The sequence below is a fragment of the Pseudomonas sp. EMN2 genome, from assembly GCF_009650555.1.
Taxonomy (GTDB): Bacteria; Pseudomonadota; Gammaproteobacteria; order Pseudomonadales; family Pseudomonadaceae; genus Aquipseudomonas; species Aquipseudomonas sichuanensis.
The window spans coordinates 25,810-42,552 of record NZ_VZZR01000084.1 but is presented as its reverse complement, the minus strand read 5'-3'; the positions used below and the strand labels follow the sequence as shown (position 1 = coordinate 42,552).

Here is a 16,743-nt window from a genome sequence, read left to right as displayed (position 1 = left end):
ACTTTGGCCAAGACCAAAGTAACCCGCCGTAAGGGCGGAAAGGTGACTATGCGTCGACATCGCAAATGAATGCGCATACAACCACAAAAACCAACCAACCAACCAACCAACTAACTAACTAACTAACTAACTAACTAACTAACTAACTAACTAACTAACTAACTAACTAACTAACTAACTAACCAGCTAAACCCCAGTCACCGCGCTTCCATGTGAGCAATCATCAACTGCACACTCTCATTCCCACGAAACTCATTCACATCCAACTTGTAAGCCAACTCCACCCACCGCACCGTAGGATTCGGCCAAACCTCCCGATCAATCCCAAAGGCAATCCCGTCCAACCGCACCGCCCCACACTCGCTCTTGAGCACCACCTTCAGATGCCGCTCACCCACGACCCGCTGCTCGACCAACTGAAACACCCCATGGAACAACGGCTCAGGAAAGTGCTGCCCCCAAGGCCCGGCATTGCGCAAAGCCCGCGCCAGGTCCAGATGAAACTCCTCGACCGCCAAGGTCCCATCCGACAGCAACCGCCCCGTCAGGTCCTCCTCCCGCAATTGCCGACGAACCTCCTCGTCGAACGCCTCGGCAAACGCCGGGAAATTCGCCTCGGGCAACGACAACCCCGCCGCCATGGCATGCCCACCGAACTTGCTGATCAACGCAGGATGCCGCGCCGCCACCGCATCCAGCGCATCGCGAATATGGAACCCCGCCACCGAACGCGCCGAACCCTTGAGCATGCCCTCCCCGGCATCGGCAAAAGCGATGGTCGGCCGGTGGTAACGCTCCTTCAGTCGTGATGCGAGGATCCCGATCACCCCTTGGTGCCAATCGGCATCGAACAGGCAAAGGCCATAGGGCATCGATTCGACCGGCAGATCCTTGAGCTGCGCCAGGGCTTCGCGCTGCATGCCCTGCTCGATGGACTTGCGGTCCTGGTTCAGGCCATCCAGTTGCTGGGCCATATCCAATGCCAGCGCTGCGTCGTCGCACAGCAGACATTCAATGCCCAGGCTCATGTCGTCCAGACGCCCCGCGGCGTTGAGCCGCGGGCCGAGGATGAAACCCAGGTCGGTGGAGGTGATGCGCTGGTGGTCGCGGCGGGCCACCTCGAGGATCGCCTTCAGCCCAGGGCGGGCGCGGCCAGCACGGATGCGCTCCAGGCCCTGGTGCACCAGGATGCGATTGTTGGCATCCAACGGCACCACGTCGGCGACGCTGCCCAGCGCGACCAGGTCGAGCAGTTCACCGATGTTCGGTTGCGGCCGGCTGTCGTAGCGGCCGAGGCTGCGCAAGCGAGCGCGCAGGGCCATCAGCACATAGAAGATCACCCCAACGCCCGCCAGCGACTTGCTCGGGAACGCGCAGCCTGGCTGGTTCGGATTGACGATGGCATCGGCATCGGGCAACTGCTGGCCCGGCAGGTGGTGGTCGGTGACCAGCACCTTGAGCCCGGCTGCCTTGGCCGCCGCCACGCCTTCGACGCTGGAGATACCGTTGTCCACGGTGATCAGCAACTGCGGCTGGCGCTGCAGGGCGACCTCGACGATCTCCGGTGTCAGGCCGTAGCCGTATTCGAACCGGTTGGGTACCAGGTAATCGACATGCGCCGCGCCCAGCAGGCGCAACCCCAGCACACCGACCGTACTGGCGGTGGCGCCGTCGGCATCGAAGTCGCCGACGATGAGGATGCGCTGGCGCTGATCGAGGGCTTCGACCAGCAAGTCCACCGCCGCCTCGATACCCTTGAGCTGCTGGTACGGCAGCAGCCGGGCCAGACCTTTGTCCAGCTCGGCTTCGGACTGCACGCCACGGGCGGCATACAGGCGGGTCAGCAAGGGCGGCAGGTTACCCAAAAATGGCAGGGTCGACGGCAGGGGGCGGGGTTCGATACGCATGGGGTCTTCGGTAATCAGTGTTTGGGGCGGCTCAGCCGCGCTCGCCTAGCAGCCACTCCAGCTGCACTTCGTGCTGGCCGCGGTCGTCGGTGACGAAAATAGTGCCTTCGCTGATCATCACGTCCCACTTGATGGTACGTGGCATGTCGGTGGCCAGGGTCTCCAGCACCTCTTGCGGCACAGCGGCGATGTTCAGGTTCTTCAGGCCCTTGACCGCATCACCCACCTTGGTCCGCCACACCCGCAGGCTGCCGTAGGCCAGCAGGCTGGTACGTTCAGTGCGGCGCGAGCACCAGGTCAGACGCTCGGCATCCGGTTGGCCGACTTCGATCCAGTGCAGGATGCGGTCGTCCAGGCTCTTTTCCCACAGTGGGGCTTCGTCGACATCCGACAGACCACGGCCAAACGAGAGCTGCTCGTTGTACCAGATGGCATAGGCCAGCAAGCGCACGGCCATGCGCTCCTCGGTTTCCGAAGGGTGACGGGCGATGGTCTGACGAACGTTCTCGTACACGCCGCGGTCGAGGTCGGTCAGATTCAGTTCGAACTTGTAGGTGGTGGACGGCTGGGCCATGGGCGCGGGGCTTCGTAGAAAAGAAAGTCGCACAGTTTAACCGATCTGGCAGACGAAGGCCCTTGCCCATCGCGAGTGCGCGGCGACAGTACCTGCCGCTGCCGAGCTGTGATACAACCTGCGATCACGCCCAGCTGCCACGGATGCCCCATGACCACGCCCAGCAAACCCCTCGCCGGCCTGAAAGTGATCGAACTCGGCACTCTGATCGCCGGCCCGTTCGCCTCGCGTATCTGCGCCGAGTTCGGTGCAGAGGTGATCAAGGTCGAGTCGCCCGACGGCGGCGACCCGCTGCGCAAGTGGCGCAAGCTGTATGAAGGCACGTCGCTGTGGTGGTTCGTGCAGGCGCGCAACAAGCAGTCGCTGACCCTCAACCTCAAGCACCCGGAAGGCCGCGAGGTGCTCAAGCGCCTGCTGGCCGAGGCCGACATCCTGATCGAGAACTTCCGCCCCGGCGTGCTGGAAAAACTCGGCCTGGGCTGGGATGTGCTGCACGCGCTGAACCCTCGCCTGGTGATGGTGCGCCTGTCGGGCTTCGGCCAGACCGGCCCGATGAAAGACCAACCGGGCTTTGGCGCGGTGGGCGAGTCGATGGGCGGGCTGCGCTACATCACCGGTTTCGAAGACCGCCCGCCAGTGCGCACGGGGATCTCCATCGGTGACTCGATCGCCGCCCTGTGGGGCGTGATCGGCGCGCTGATGGCCCTGCGTCACTGCGAGGTGAACGGCGGCCAAGGCCAGGTGGTGGATGTGGCGCTGTACGAGGCGATCTTCGCCATGATGGAGAGCATGGTCCCGGAGTTCGACGTGTTCGGTTTCATCCGCGAGCGCACCGGCAACATCATGCCCGGCATCACCCCCTCCTCCATCCACACCACCGCCGACGGCCGCCATGTGCAGATCGGCGCCAATGGCGACGCGATCTTCAAGCGCTTCATGCAGGCCATCGGCCGCGACGACCTGGCGAACGATGCGGCATTGGCCAGCAATGATGGCCGCGACGCACGCCGCGACGAGCTGTACGGGGTGATCGACCGTTGGGCGAACGGCCTACCGCTGGACAGCGTCATGCAGGTACTCAATGACGCCGAAGTGCCGGCCAGCCGGATCTTTTCGGCCGAAGACATGTTCAGCGACCCGCAGTACCTGGCCCGCGAGATGTTCCTCCAGGCCAAGTTGCCGGACGGCAAGCCGTTCAAGATGCCCGGCATCGTACCCAAGCTCTCCGACACCCCAGGCTCCACCGAATGGGTAGGCCCGGCCCTGGGTGAGCACACCGACAGCGTGCTGGCCAGCCTGGGCTACGACGCCGCCGCCATCGCCGGCCTGCGCCAGGCGGGCACGGTCTGACTCGCACGACAGCCGGGTGCAGGCGCCTTGCGCGCCTGCCCGTCATCCTCTGCCTGCTGCTGGCGATGCCGGTGGCGCACGCCAGGGAGCGACTGTTGTGGCTGGTGCGTGACCTGCCGCCGTTCACCATTTTCGAAGGTGCCGAGAAGGGCCAGGGCGTAGTGGACCTGATGCTGCCGAAGCTGATCGCGCAGATGCCGGAGTACGACCACAGCATCGTGCGGGTCAACCGCGCCCGAGGCATCCAGATGCTCATGGAACCGAGTTTCACCTGCGATCCGACCCTGCTCTGGACACCCGAGCGCGCCAGGTACGTGCATTTCTCCAAGCCTTCGCTGGGGGTGCTGAGCAGCGGGCTGGTCGTGCGCAAGCAGGACCAGGCATTGCTGGAACCCTTCCTCGACGGCCAGCAGGTCGAACTCAAACCTTTGCTCGAAAAGACCCGCCTCAAACTGGGCATCGTCGCCGAGCGCAGCTACAGCGCACAGGTCGACGAAATGCTGCGCCAACTGCCCGACAGCGCCTTCAGCCGCCACTTCGGCAACGAAGCGACCGCCAGCCTGCTGCAGATGCAGCAACTGGGTCGCCTGCAGCTGGTGCTCGGCTACTGGCCAGAGGTGCGCTACCTGATCGAGCAGCAAGGCGGCTCATTGGACGACTACCGCTTTTATCCCATCAGCGGCGTAAACCACTACCAGTTCCTGCATGTGGGTTGCTCGGACACAGCGCTAGGGCGCGAAGCCATCGCCCACATCGACCAGCTGCTGCCGGCCCTGCGCCGCGACACCCTGCCCGCCCTATACGCCCGCTGGCTGGACCCGGCGCTGCGTGAGGACTACCTGCAACAGGCGCGTCACTTCTTCGACGACAGCAACGGCGCCTCGGCACCACAGCCCTGAAGCAGGCAAAAAGAAACCCCGGCCGCTGGGGAAGACGACCGGGGTCAAGCGAAAGCCAATGCGGGCTTCCCGCGACAGCCTGACACTACCGGAGCCAAGCACCGTCAAACTGGCGTTGCCGAATCTGATGCGACTGTCAGGCAAAGGTTCCCTGGGTGGGGCGTTGATGCTGCAACGCGGCGATCACACAGGGCTGCAGGCGGCCCTCGGCAATCTGCAGGTCACGGTGCAGACCATCGACCAGATCGACCAGCAACTGCTGCTCCTGCAGCTGGCGCTCAGCCACCTGGCGCTGCAAAGTCACGCCACCGTGGGGGTCGTAGAGGGTCAGTTGGCGATTACCGCTGGCGTCGACAGCGCCAAGTGCGGCCAGGTAGGGGGTCAGGGCATCGTTGAGCAGGCTGCAGACTCTTTCCATCCGGATCACTCGCTGGCTTATGGGCATGGAGGAACTGACCATCAGGCCTGACGCAAAGTTCGCCACGACAGGCCCTTGCAACGAGCATGCGCGGCCAAGATGACAGTTTGAATGCCCTGGGCGCCCAGTTATCCAATCGGTGGCGGCAGACGCCCTAACGCCTTGCCCAACGCCACGGTGGACATCGGCCATGGCAGCTCATCCAGCACCCACAAGCCCAGCTTGCGGGCCTCCCGGGCCAGATCCGGGCCATTGCCCTGGCCTTGGCCGACGAACAGCAGCGCCTGTGCCGCCCCTTCAGTCGCCAGGTGGCGGAACAACGACTGCGCGCTGCTGATCGGCATGTCGTGATCGAGCACCAGCACATCCACTGGCCGTTCCTGGTTCAGGCAGGCCAGGGTACCCGGCATGTCCTCGGTCAGGCGCACGCTGTAGACGCCCTGGGCATTGAATGCCTGGTGCAGGACAATCTGGTGGAACGGACGGGGCTGGTGGATAAGAACCTGAAATTGATGCATGGACGTTTCCCTCGACGAGGCGCTTTGGCGGTTCGATGCCGCACTTTAGTAGGCACTTCGACAACGCCAAACAGGAAAATTCTGGAAAGCCCTGAGAAAAATCGCAAAAAAATTGCGCGCACAAAAAAGCCCGTCCGAGGACGGGCTTTTTCAGTCGCAACCAGGCTTACAACGGCTTGCCGCGGTTACCGTGCTGGCTGACGAAGGCCTGCACGGCCTTCAGGTCGTTGGCCAGCACCGTGCAGCGCTCTTCGCGGCTGAACAGGTCGCTGAGGTGGGCCGGCAGCTCCAGGGCCTTGCCGACGCCAGCCTTCTCGACCGCGTCCGGGAACTTGACCGGGTGCGCGGTACCCAGCACCACCATTGGCGTATCCAGGCTGCGACGGCATTCGCGGGCGGCCTTGACGCCGATCGCGGTGTGCGGGTCAAGCACTTCACCGGTGCTGGCGAAGACTTCGGCGATGGTCTCGCAGGTCTGCTCGTCGGTCACCGCCAGCGAATCGAACAGCTTGCGCGCTTCGGTCCAGCGGTCCTGGTCGACGCTGAAGCCGCCACCTTGCTTGAAGGTGTCCATCAACTCGGCGATGGCGGCACCGTTGCGGCCGTGCAGGTCGAACAGCAGGCGCTCGAAGTTCGACGAGACCATGATGTCCATCGATGGCGACAGGGTCGCGTGCAGGGTTTCCTTGACGTACTGGTTGCCGCTCATGAAGCGGTGCAGGATGTCGTTGCGGTTGGTCGCGACCACCAGCTGGCTGATCGGCAGGCCCATGTTGCGGGCCAGGTAACCGGCGAAGATGTCGCCGAAGTTGCCGGTCGGCACCGAGAACGCCACCGAACGCGCCGGGCCGCCGAGCTGCAGGGCGGCGTGGAAGTAGTAGACGATCTGGGCCATGATCCGCGCCCAGTTGATCGAGTTGACCGCCACCAGGCGGGTGCCCTTGAGGAACGACTGGTCGGCGAAGCTGGCCTTGACCATCTCCTGGCAGTCGTCGAAGTTGCCCTCGATGGCGATGTTGTGGATGTTGTCGCCGAGGATGGTGGTCATCTGACGGCGCTGCACTTCCGACACACGCTGGTGCGGGTGCAGGATGAAGATATCGACGTTGTCGCAACGGCGGCAGCCTTCGATGGCGGCGGAACCCGTGTCACCGCTGGTGGCACCGACGATCACCACGCGCTCGCCACGCTTGACCAGCAGGTGGTCGAGCAGGCGGCCGAGCAATTGCAGGGCAAAGTCCTTGAACGCCAGGGTCGGGCCGTGGAACAGCTCCATCACCCACTCGTTGCCGTTGAGCTGGCGCAGCGGCGCAACAGCGGCATGGGCGAACGAGCCGTAAGTTTCTTCGAGGATCTTCTTGAAGTCGGCGTCGGCGATGCTACCAGCGACGAACGGGCGCATCACCCGGAACGCCAGCTCGTGGTACGGCAGGCCGGCCCAGGAAGCGATCTCTTCCTGGGTGAAGCGTGGCAGGTTCTCAGGGACGTACAGGCCACCGTCACTGGCCAGGCCGGCGAGCAGCACGTCTTCGAAGTTCAGGGCCGGAGCCTGGCCGCGGGTACTGATATAGCGCATATGCAAACCTTCGGTTCTGAAGGCGGGCCGCCGTCGCGGCCCGCCGCTTGAATTAATTGAGCTGTTCGACGCGGATGCGCACGACCGGGCCAACCACGTCCTGCAGGGATTCCAGGGCGACGATGGCATCATTGATGCGCTGCTCGACCACGCCGTGGGTGACCAGGATCATCGGCACCAGGCCGTCCTGCTCCTCGGCTTCCTTCTGCATGATCGACTCGATGTTGATGCCACGCTCCGAGAGGATGCTGGCGACCTGCGCGAGCACACCCGGGTGGTCCTTGGCCTGGATGCGCAGGTAGTAGGCGCTTTCGCAGGCTTCGATCGGCAGGATCGGGTGGGCCGACAGCGAGTCCGGCTGGAAGGCCAGGTGCGGCACACGGTTCTCCGGGTCGCTGGTCATGGCGCGGACCACGTCGACCAGGTCGGCGATCACCGACGAGGCGGTTGGCTCCATGCCGGCGCCGGCACCGTAATACAGGGTGGAACCGGCGGCGTCACCGTTGACCATCACCGCGTTCATCACACCGTTGACGTTGGCGATCAGGCGGTCGCTGGGGATCAAGGTCGGGTGCACGCGCAGCTCGATGCCTTCGGCGGTGCGACGGGCCACGCCCAGGTGCTTGATGCGGTAGCCCAGGGCTTCGGCGTAGTTCACGTCGGCAGTGGTCAGCTGGGTGATGCCTTCGGTGTAGGCCTTGTCGAACTGCAGCGGGATGCCGAAAGCAATGGACGCCAGGATGGTCAGCTTGTGCGCGGCGTCGATGCCCTCGACGTCGAAGGTCGGGTCGGCCTCGGCATAGCCCAGCGCCTGGGCTTCGGCCAGCACGTCGGGGAAGGCACGGCCTTTTTCGCGCATTTCGGTGAGGATGAAGTTGCCGGTGCCGTTGATGATCCCGGCCAGCCAGTTGATGTGGTTGGCCGACAGGCCTTCACGGATCGCCTTGATCACCGGGATGCCACCGGCGACGGCGGCCTCGAAGGCGACGATGACGCCCTTCTCGCGGGCCTTGGCAAAGATCTCGTTGCCGTGCACGGCAATCAGCGCCTTGTTGGCGGTGACCACGTGCTTGCCGTTTTCGATGGCCTTGAGCACCAGGTCGCGGGCGATGGTGTAGCCACCGATCAGCTCGATGACGATATCGATTTCTGGGTTGCTCGCCACGTCGAACACATCAGCGGTAATGGGGGTACCGGTAATCTGGCAGTTCGGGTTGGGCGAGCGCATGGCAATCTGTGCCACTTCAATACCGCGCCCGGCACGGCGGGCAATCTCCTCGGCGTTGCGCTGAAGTACGTTGAAGGTTCCGCCACCGACGGTCCCTAACCCACAGATGCCTACTTTGACCGGTTTCACTGTGAACTCCCCATTGAACGGCCGGCACTTGCGCCGACCGTGAAACATGCCATCACCCCATGACGATGGCGTATTGAATTGATTACTTGCGCTCTGCCAGTGCCAGCTTGGCCACTTGCGGTGCCGGCTGGTAGCCCGGAATCACCTGGCCACTTTCCAGGACGATGGCGGGCGTGCCATTCACGCCGATCGACTGGCCGAGCTGGAACTGCTTGCCGACCGGGTTGGCGCACTTGGCCGCCTTGATCTCCTTACCCTCGACCATCTTGTCCATCGCCGCGCGGCGGTCGCTGGAGCACCACACTGCCTGCAGCTGTTCATCACCCGGCGAGCCCAGGCCCTGGCGCGGGAAAGCGACGTAGCGCACTTCGATACCGCGACGGTTGAGCTCCGGCACTTCGGCGTGCAGCTTGTGGCAATACGGGCAGGTGGTGTCGGTGAACACGGTGATGTGCGACTTGGTCTCGCCCTTGGCCGGGTAAACGACCATTTCTGCCGCCGGGATGCCGTTGATCAACTTGGCGATGCCCTGGCGCTCGGTCTTCTCGGTGAGGTTGACCGGCTTGCCGTCCTGGATCTGGTACAGGTAGCCCTGCATCACGAACTGGCCATCGGCGCTGGCGTACAGCACGCGACCGCCCTGCAGCTTCACTTCGTACAGGCCGTTGAGCGGGCTGCTGGAAACGCTTTCGACCGGAACTTCCAGGGCCAGGTTCTGCAGCGACTTGCGGATCGCCTGCTCGGCACCGGCCGCGGGCTCGGTTGCGGCAGCGGCGGCAAAGGTGCTGACCAACGCCAGGGCGGCGGCGGCAAAAATACGGGTGACACGCATGGGGGTACTCCTGAAGACGGACGGGGCCGGAGGGGCGTCGCCTACGCTTCAGAGGTGGCGAACGGTCGGCCCGTGCAACAAACCGTCCAAGCCTACCACAACAGGCCCGCGCAGAAAGGCTCCTCAGGCACCGGTGAGCGGAACATGAAAATCATTCATCCACGCGGATGGTGCTGGGCGTGCAACTGCTGCAGCCGCGCCTTGGCCACATGGGTGTAGATCTGCGTGGTGGACAGGTCGCTGTGGCCCAGCAGCATCTGCACCACGCGCAGGTCGGCACCGTGGTTGAGCAGGTGCGTGGCGAACGCGTGGCGCAGGGTATGCGGCGACAGCGGTTTGTCGATACCGGCCACCCGTGCCTGGTGCTTGATACGGTGCCAGAAGGTCTGGCGGGTCATCTGCTCGCCGCGCAGGCTGGGGAACAGCACATCGCTGGGGCGACCACTGAGCAGCTCGGCACGGCCATCGCGCAGGTAGCGCTCGATCCAAACCACCGCCTCTTCGCCCATCGGCACCAGGCGCTCCTTGCTGCCCTTGCCCATCACCCGCAGCACACCCTGGCGCAGGTTGACCTGGTCGAGGGTGAGGCTGACCAGCTCGGTCACCCGCAGGCCGCAGGCGTACAACACTTCGAGCATGGCCCGATCACGCTGGCCGATGGCTTCGCCCAGGTCCGGCGCCTGCAGCAGCGCCTCGACGTCGGCCTCCGACAGCGACTTTGGCAGCGGACGCCCCAATTGCGGCATGTCCACCTGCAGGGTCGGGTCGACGGCGATCAATCGCTCGCGCAGCAGGTAGCGGAAGAACCCCCGCACGCCAGAGAGAAACCGCGCCGTGGAGCGGGGTTTGTAGCCTTGGTCGAAACGCCAGGCAAGGTGATCGAGGATCAACTCGCGCCCGGCATCGGGCAGCGCCACGCCGTGCTCCTGCAACCAGCCATTGAACAAGGCCAGGTCACTGCGGTAAGAGGCGCGAGTATTGTCGGAAAGCCCCTTTTCCAGCCACAGGGCATCGAGGAACTGGTCAATCAGGGGGTGGTCGAGGGCGGGCATGAAGACTCGGTGGCAAACGGCGAAATGGCGCTTAGTCTTTCATAACCACGCCAGCATAGGGAGCCCGCATGAGCGAACAGCAGATTCTCCTGAGTTTCGGTGGCATCGGCGCCGCCGCCCTCGCCTGTCAGTGGCTGGCCTGGCGCCTGAAGCTGCCGGCGATCCTGTTCCTGCTGCTGTCCGGCATCCTCGCCGGGCCTGTGCTGGGCTGGCTGCAGCCACAGGAGCTGTTCGGCCCACTGCTGATGCCGCTGGTGTCGCTGGCGGTGGCCCTGATCCTGTTCGAGGGCAGCCTGACCCTGCATATCTCGCAATGGCGTGAGATCGGCAGCGTGGTCCACCGCCTGGTCACGGTCGGTGCCCTGAGCACCTGGCTGGTGATCGCCGTGGCCACCCACTGGCTGCTGGGTTTCGACTGGCCGCTGGCGATCCTGTTCGGCACCCTGACGCTGGTCACCGGGCCCACCGTGATCGTGCCCATGCTGCGGGTGGTGCGGCCCAACGCGACCATCGCCAACATCCTGCGCTGGGAGGGTATCGTCATCGACCCGATCGGTGCGCTGCTGGCGGTGGTGGTGTACAGCTTCATCATCGCCCGCGGCGACAGCGACGGGCTGATCCAGAGCCTGGGCACCTTCGCCGGAGTGATCTTCTGCGGTGGCGCCCTGGGTGCCGCCGGGGGCTGGTTGCTGGGGCAGATCATGCGCGCCCAGTGGCTACCGGAATACCTGCACAACCTGGCCTCGCTGGCCGCTGTGCTGGGCATCTTCATCGCCGCCAACCAGATCGTCCACGAGTCCGGGCTGCTGGCCGTGACGGTGATGGGCATGTGGCTAGCCAACATGCCAGGGGTGGATGTGCGGCAGATCCTGCACTTCAAGGAAAACCTCAGCGTGCTGCTGATCTCCGGCCTGTTCATCCTGCTGGCCGCACGCCTGGACCTGCATGCCATGCTCGGCCTGGGCCCGGCGGTACTCGCCCTGCTGCTGGTAATCCAGTTGCTGGCGCGGCCACTGAACGTGTTCATCTCGACCCTGGGCTCGACGCTGAACTGGCGCGAACGCGCGCTGCTGGCCTGGATCGCCCCGCGTGGCATTGTCGCGGCGGCGGTATCGGCGATCTTCGCCATCCGCCTGCATGAGGCCGGCCACGAAGGGGCGCTGCTGCTGGTGCCACTGACCTTCGCCGTGATCATCGGCACGGTGGTGCTGCAAAGCGCCACAGCCAGGCCCCTGGCGCGCCTGCTCAAGGTCGCCGAGCCGGCCCCCAGCGGCTTTCTCATGGTGGGCGCCAACCCGCCTGCCCGGGCCATTGCCAAGGCTTTGCAACAACTTGGCTGCCGAGTGCTGCTGACTGATTCGAGCTGGGAGAACATCCGTGCCGCGCGCATGGACAACCTGCCCACCTACTTCGGCAACCCGGCCTCGCAACATGCCGACGCTCACCTGGACCTGGTGGGCCTGGGTCATCTGCTCGGCCTGTCACCGGCCGGCGAAATCAACGCCCTGGCCTGCGCACGGTTTCGCCACGATTTCGGCCATGGCCGGCTGTTCGTACTGGCCAGCGGCCTGGAGAAACAGCGCAGCGACAAGCACCGGGCCAGCGAGGAGCATCGTGGCCAGCCACTGGGCGCCCGCGCGATGACCTACAACCAATTGGCCAAGCTACTGAATCAGGGGGCAGAGCTGTACAGCACGACCCTGACCGATGCGTTCACCTGGGATGCCTACCAGCAATTGCACGGTGAGCGGGCGACATTGATGTTCGCCCGTGACAACCACGGCTGGGTGCATGTGGCCACCCCGGAACACCCGCTGCAGCCGCAGCCGGGCTGGACGCTGGTGGCGCTGATAGAGCCTGAGGCCACGGTTCAATGACTGGCCGAGGCCGATCGCCGGCAAGCCGGCTCCCACAGGCAGACTGCAGGTCTTGAGTTCGGCACAGTCAGGTGGGAGCCGGCTTGCCGGCGATGAGGCCACGCCCGGCAACAGACGCAATCAGGCCTGCGGCAGCACCGGCACCGGGCGCTTGTCCTCGTCGATGGCGACGAAGCTGAATACCCCATGGATCGCGCGTTCGCGGCCATCGAGGTACATGTTCTCGACGAACACATCCACCTGCACTTGCAGGCTGGTATTGCCGACCTTGATCACGCTACCCACCAGCTCGACGATCGAGCCCGCCGGGATCGGGTGCTTGAAGTCGATGCGGTCGGTGGACACGGTCACCAGCGGCAGGCGGCAAAAACGCGTGGCAGCGATGAACGACACTTCGTCCATCCACGCCAGGGCCGTACCGCCGAACAGGGTGTTGTGGTGGTTGGTGGTGTTGGGGAACACCGCCTTGGTCACACGGGTCACCGACAGTTCGGTGCGGCGCAGGATTTCCTGGTCTCGAGTTGTCATGTTCGGGTCACATCGCTAAGGCAAGGTACAAAAAGCAAAAAAGCAGCCCGAAGGCTGCTTTTTCTCTCGCAAGATGGCCAAGGCCACCGGTCAAACTGCACTCAGGACAGTTTTTCCTTGATGCGAGCGGCTTTGCCGGACAGGTCGCGCAGGTAGTACAGCTTGGCTTTACGCACGTCACCACGACGTTTCACGGCCAGGCTGTCGATCTGTGGGCTGTAGGTCTGGAAGGTACGCTCTACGCCAACGCCGCTGGAGATCTTGCGCACGGTGAAGGCGCTGTTCAGACCGCGGTTACGCTTGGCGATAACGACGCCTTCGAACGCCTGCAGACGCGAGCGGTCGCCTTCCTTCACTTTGACCTGGACGACAATGGTGTCGCCTGGTGCGAAGGTCGGGATTTCCTTGCTCATCTGCTCGGCTTCGAGCTGCTGGATGATCTTGTTGGTCATGCTGTGCTCCTAAGATGGATAACGCGATCCACCATCGATACGTTTAACTATCGTCCCGCTCGCGGAGGTATTCCTCGAGCAGCTTCTTCTCTTCTCCAGAAAGCGAGCGACTTTCCAGAAGATCGGCGCGTCGTTCGAAGGTCCTACCAAGGGACTGCTTCATCCGCCAACGCCGGATGTGTGCATGGTTGCCACTAAGCAACACGTCGGGTACACGCTGATCCGCATACACCTCAGGTCGGGTGTAGTGCGGGCAATCCAGCAGACCGTCGGTGAAAGAATCTTCCTCCGCCGAGTCCACATGCCCTAAAGCTCCGGGCAGCAGCCGCGTAACCGCATCGATCAGTACCATGGCCGGCAGCTCGCCACCGGAAAGCACATAGTCGCCAATCGACCACTCCTCATCGACATGAGCCTCGATAAAGCGCTCGTCGATGCCTTCATAACGACCGGCGATCAGGATCAAAGATTCCTGTTCGGCCAGGCCTTTGACCGCTTGCTGAGTCAGCTTGCGGCCTTGCGGCGAAAGGTAGATCACCTTTGCCGTTGCTCCGGCGACTTGCCTGGCGTTAACCAGCGCGTCTTCCAGAGGCTTGATTTTCATCACCATGCCCGGACCACCGCCAAACGGCCGATCATCCACGGTGTGGTGGCGATCAGTGGTGTAGTCCCGCGGGTTCCAGCAGGTCACTTGCAGCAACCCCTGTTTCACCGCACGGCTGGTAATGCCGTACTCCGTGATGGCCGAGAACATCTCGGGGAACAACGTGATGACGTCTACGCGAAGGTTACCCATCGTTTAGAAATCCGCGTCCCATTCGACTCGCATCACACCGGCTTCAAGGTCGATTGCCAGCACGCATTGCTCCGTATAGGGCAACAGTCGCTCGCGATCATCCAGGCTGCCTGCGCAAGGCTTGACCACCATTACATCGTTCGCGCCGGTCTCCAACAGGTGATCGATCGTGCCGAACAGCTGTTCGTCCTGATTGATGACCTTCAGGCCTTCCAACTGGTACCAGTAGTACTCGTCGGCTGCCAGGTTGGGCAAAAGGCTCCGCGCAATGCAGATTTCGTAACCGCTCAGAAGCCGGGCTTCATCACGATCATCGAGGCCTTTCAATTTCACGACCAGGCCCTTTTGGGAGCCACGACCGCTAACCAGCTCGACCTGCTTTACCTTGCCTTCGTGCTTGAGCGTCCAGCGCGGATAATCCAACAGGTTTTCAATCGGATCGGTAAAGGAGTACACCTTCACCTCGCCGCGAACGCCGTGAACCGAAAAAATCTTGCCAACGACGATGAGATCGTCAGCCTTTTCTGGCGTCGCGTTCATACTGCTCAGGCTGCAGCCTTGGCAGCTTCCTTCAGCAGCTGAGCAACACGCTCAGACGGCTGTGCGCCCTGGCTCAGCCAGTAGGTGACGCGCTCTTGGTTGACCGACAGCTTGACTTCGGCGCCCGATGCGATCGGGTTGAAGAAGCCAACGCGCTCAACGAAACGGCCGTCACGGGCGTTACGCGAGTTGGTCACGGTCAGGTGGTAGAAAGGGCGCTTTTTCGAGCCGCCACGGGCAAGACGGATGGTTACCATGTGAACATCGTTCCTATAGTCGGTGCTGCAAAACTGAATGCCCAATGGGCACACGGGTGCCCAAAAGGCCGCATATTCTCGGGGAATACACGGACATTTGCAAATGCCTTTTTCGGCGAGCGCTTGACCCACCGTTCAGATCTGCCGGTTAAGCCGCTGTTTTGCGGCGCTTTTCCCGCCGAAGCGGGGGTTGGGTGGCCGCCTTCCTATAAAGGCAGCCTCCCAAATTCGATTACATCTTGGGCATGCCGCCGCCCGGCAGCATGCCGCCAAGACCGCGCATCATCTTGGCCATGCCGCCCTTGGCGGAGAACTTCTTCATCATCTTCTGCATCTGCTTGTGCTGCTTGATCAGCCGGCCGATGTCCTGCACCTGGGTACCGGAACCCATGGCGATGCGGCGCTTGCGCGAACCGCTGATCAAGTCAGGGTCGCGACGCTCGGCCGGGGTCATGGAGTTGATGATCGCTTCCATCTGCTTGAACTGCTTCTCGGCCGCGCCCTGGGCGTTGCCCATCTGCGACAGGTTGACGCCGCCCATGTTCGGCAGCTTGTCCATCAGCCCGCCGAGGCCGCCCATGTTCTTCATCTGCTGCAGTTGGTCACGGAAGTCTTCGAGGTCGAAGCCCTTGCCCTTCTTCAGCTTCTTGGCCAGCTTGTCGGCCTTGGCCTTGTCGATGGTCTGCTCGGCCTGCTCGATCAGACTGAGCACGTCACCCATGCCGAGGATGCGCGAGGCGATACGATCAGGGTGGAACGGCTCGAGGGCTTCGGTCTTCTCGCCCATACCGATGAACTTGATCGGCTTGCCGGTGATGGCACGCACCGACAGGGCGGCACCGCCACGGGCATCACCGTCGACCTTGGTCAGGATCACACCGGTCAGCGGCAGCGCGTCGCCGAAGGCCTTGGCGGTATTGGCGGCATCCTGGCCGGTCATGGCATCGACCACGAACAGCGTTTCGATCGGCTTGACCGCAGCGTGCAGTGCCTTGATCTCGTCCATCATGTCGGCGTCGACGTGCAGGCGGCCGGCGGTGTCGACGATCACCACGTCGATGAACTTAAGCTTGGCTTCGCGGATCGCCGCTTGCGCGATGTCCACCGGCTTCTGGCTGATATCGGACGGGAAGAAGGTCACGCCGATGTCGTTGGCCAGGGTTTCCAGCTGCTTGATCGCCGCCGGACGGTAAACGTCGGCGGACACCACCATCACGCTTTTCTTCTTGCGCTCTTTCAGGTGGCGCGCCAGCTTGCCGGCGGTGGTGGTCTTACCGGCACCCTGCAGGCCGGCCATCAGCACGACTGCGGGTGGTGCGGCGTTGAGCGTCAGCTCTTCGTTGGCCGCGCCCATCAGGCGCTCCAGCTCGGCCTGGACGATCTTGACGAAGGCTTGGCCTGGGGTGAGGCTGCGCGACACTTCGGTGCCGACCGCGCGCTCCTTGATGCTGTTGACGAAATCCTTGACCACCGGCAGGGCAACGTCGGCCTCGAGCAGGGCCATGCGCACTTCGCGCAGCGTGTCCTTGATGTTGTCTTCGGTCAGCTTGGCCTTGCCGGTGACATGGCGCAGCGTCTGTGACAGGCGGTCGGTCAGGTTTTCGAACATGGTGATCCTTTCAGGCCCAGTGAAGCCGAGGTTTTTCAGGCGCCCAGGTGGAAATGCACACGCGCTGGGCACAACAAGGCGGCGATTATAGCGGAGAGCGGCGCTGGCGCACACCTTGGTGCAGAGGCTCTGGATAATCGGTGGCCTGGATGTCGTCTTCGCGGGTAAACCCGCTCCCACAGGTTCAGCGCAACCCTTGTG

General features: G+C 63.4%; 17 protein-coding genes. 3 read left to right on the top strand and 14 right to left on the bottom strand.

What is annotated here, in order from left to right; all coding sequences use genetic code 11:
- Positions 1-197: 197 nt before the first annotated feature.
- Positions 198-1,907, bottom strand: a complete 1,710-nt coding sequence (recJ, locus tag F6X61_RS21855; protein WP_153788497.1) for a single-stranded-DNA-specific exonuclease RecJ — start codon at positions 1,905-1,907, stop codon at positions 198-200.
- Between the two features lie 31 nt (positions 1,908-1,938).
- A complete protein-coding gene (locus tag F6X61_RS21850; protein WP_153788496.1) occupies positions 1,939-2,481 on the bottom strand; it encodes a YaeQ family protein in 543 nt (180 codons plus the stop codon).
- A gap of 150 nt (positions 2,482-2,631) precedes the next feature.
- Here F6X61_RS21850 and F6X61_RS21845 point away from each other — a divergent pair, with 150 nt between their 5' ends.
- Positions 2,632-3,831 (top strand): CaiB/BaiF CoA-transferase family protein, encoded by a 1,200-nt coding sequence (locus tag F6X61_RS21845; protein WP_153788495.1) that lies wholly within the window; start codon positions 2,632-2,634, stop codon positions 3,829-3,831.
- Complete coding sequence (locus F6X61_RS21840; RefSeq protein WP_371923749.1) at positions 3,828-4,730, top strand: TIGR02285 family protein; 903 nt, start codon at positions 3,828-3,830, stop codon at positions 4,728-4,730. The genes F6X61_RS21845 and F6X61_RS21840 overlap by 4 nt, the downstream gene beginning before the upstream one ends.
- Before the next feature lie 136 nt (positions 4,731-4,866).
- On the opposite strand, the gene F6X61_RS21835 is transcribed toward F6X61_RS21840, so the two are convergent.
- The 6 genes from F6X61_RS21835 to xerD all read right to left on the bottom strand — a co-directional run bounded on the left by F6X61_RS21835 (position 4,867) and on the right by xerD (position 10,483).
- Positions 4,867-5,148, bottom strand: a complete 282-nt coding sequence (locus F6X61_RS21835; RefSeq protein ID WP_153788493.1) for a DUF3509 domain-containing protein — start codon at positions 5,146-5,148, stop codon at positions 4,867-4,869.
- A gap of 128 nt (positions 5,149-5,276) precedes the next feature.
- Positions 5,277-5,666 carry a histidine kinase gene (locus F6X61_RS21830; RefSeq protein ID WP_153788492.1) on the bottom strand — a complete coding sequence of 130 codons (390 nt, stop codon included), beginning with the start codon at positions 5,664-5,666 and terminating at the stop codon, positions 5,277-5,279.
- A 166-nt stretch (positions 5,667-5,832) separates the two neighbouring features.
- Positions 5,833-7,242: a threonine synthase gene (gene thrC, locus F6X61_RS21825; RefSeq protein WP_153788491.1), complete on the bottom strand. Its 1,410-nt coding sequence runs from the start codon at positions 7,240-7,242 to the stop codon at positions 5,833-5,835.
- 52 nt (positions 7,243-7,294) lie between these two features.
- Positions 7,295-8,599: a homoserine dehydrogenase gene (locus F6X61_RS21820; protein WP_125859944.1), complete on the bottom strand. Its 1,305-nt coding sequence runs from the start codon at positions 8,597-8,599 to the stop codon at positions 7,295-7,297.
- 82 nt (positions 8,600-8,681) lie between these two features.
- Positions 8,682-9,431, bottom strand: coding sequence for a thioredoxin fold domain-containing protein (locus tag F6X61_RS21815; protein WP_153788490.1), 750 nt, complete (start codon positions 9,429-9,431; stop codon positions 8,682-8,684).
- Between the two features lie 155 nt (positions 9,432-9,586).
- On the bottom strand, positions 9,587-10,483 hold the full coding sequence (gene xerD / locus F6X61_RS21810) for a site-specific tyrosine recombinase XerD (RefSeq protein ID WP_110993304.1): 897 nt from the start codon (positions 10,481-10,483) through the stop codon (positions 9,587-9,589).
- Between the two features lie 68 nt (positions 10,484-10,551).
- Here xerD and F6X61_RS21805 point away from each other — a divergent pair, with 68 nt between their 5' ends.
- Positions 10,552-12,360 carry a sodium:proton antiporter gene (locus F6X61_RS21805; protein ID WP_153788489.1) on the top strand — a complete coding sequence of 603 codons (1,809 nt, stop codon included), beginning with the start codon at positions 10,552-10,554 and terminating at the stop codon, positions 12,358-12,360.
- A 120-nt stretch (positions 12,361-12,480) separates the two neighbouring features.
- Here F6X61_RS21805 and F6X61_RS21800 read toward each other — a convergent pair whose 3' ends face one another.
- From F6X61_RS21800 to ffh, 6 genes are all read right to left on the bottom strand, one after another.
- The gene (locus F6X61_RS21800; RefSeq protein ID WP_025337914.1) at positions 12,481-12,888 is read right to left on the bottom strand and encodes an acyl-CoA thioesterase; all 408 of its coding nucleotides are present in this window, start codon (positions 12,886-12,888) and stop codon (positions 12,481-12,483) included.
- Between the two features lie 101 nt (positions 12,889-12,989).
- Entirely contained in the window at positions 12,990-13,340 is a 351-nt protein-coding gene (gene rplS, locus F6X61_RS21795) for a 50S ribosomal protein L19 (protein ID WP_023629812.1), read from the bottom strand.
- A gap of 43 nt (positions 13,341-13,383) precedes the next feature.
- Positions 13,384-14,136: a tRNA (guanosine(37)-N1)-methyltransferase TrmD gene (gene trmD / locus F6X61_RS21790; protein ID WP_110993301.1), complete on the bottom strand. Its 753-nt coding sequence runs from the start codon at positions 14,134-14,136 to the stop codon at positions 13,384-13,386.
- A gap of 3 nt (positions 14,137-14,139) precedes the next feature.
- Entirely contained in the window at positions 14,140-14,676 is a 537-nt protein-coding gene (gene rimM, locus F6X61_RS21785) for a ribosome maturation factor RimM (protein WP_153788488.1), read from the bottom strand.
- 5 nt (positions 14,677-14,681) lie between these two features.
- Entirely contained in the window at positions 14,682-14,933 is a 252-nt protein-coding gene (gene rpsP, locus F6X61_RS21780; RefSeq protein WP_011535318.1) for a 30S ribosomal protein S16, read from the bottom strand.
- Positions 14,934-15,165: 232 nt separating this feature from the next.
- Positions 15,166-16,542 carry a signal recognition particle protein gene (gene ffh, locus F6X61_RS21775; protein WP_153788487.1) on the bottom strand — a complete coding sequence of 459 codons (1,377 nt, stop codon included), beginning with the start codon at positions 16,540-16,542 and terminating at the stop codon, positions 15,166-15,168.
- Positions 16,543-16,743: the final 201 nt, after the last annotated feature.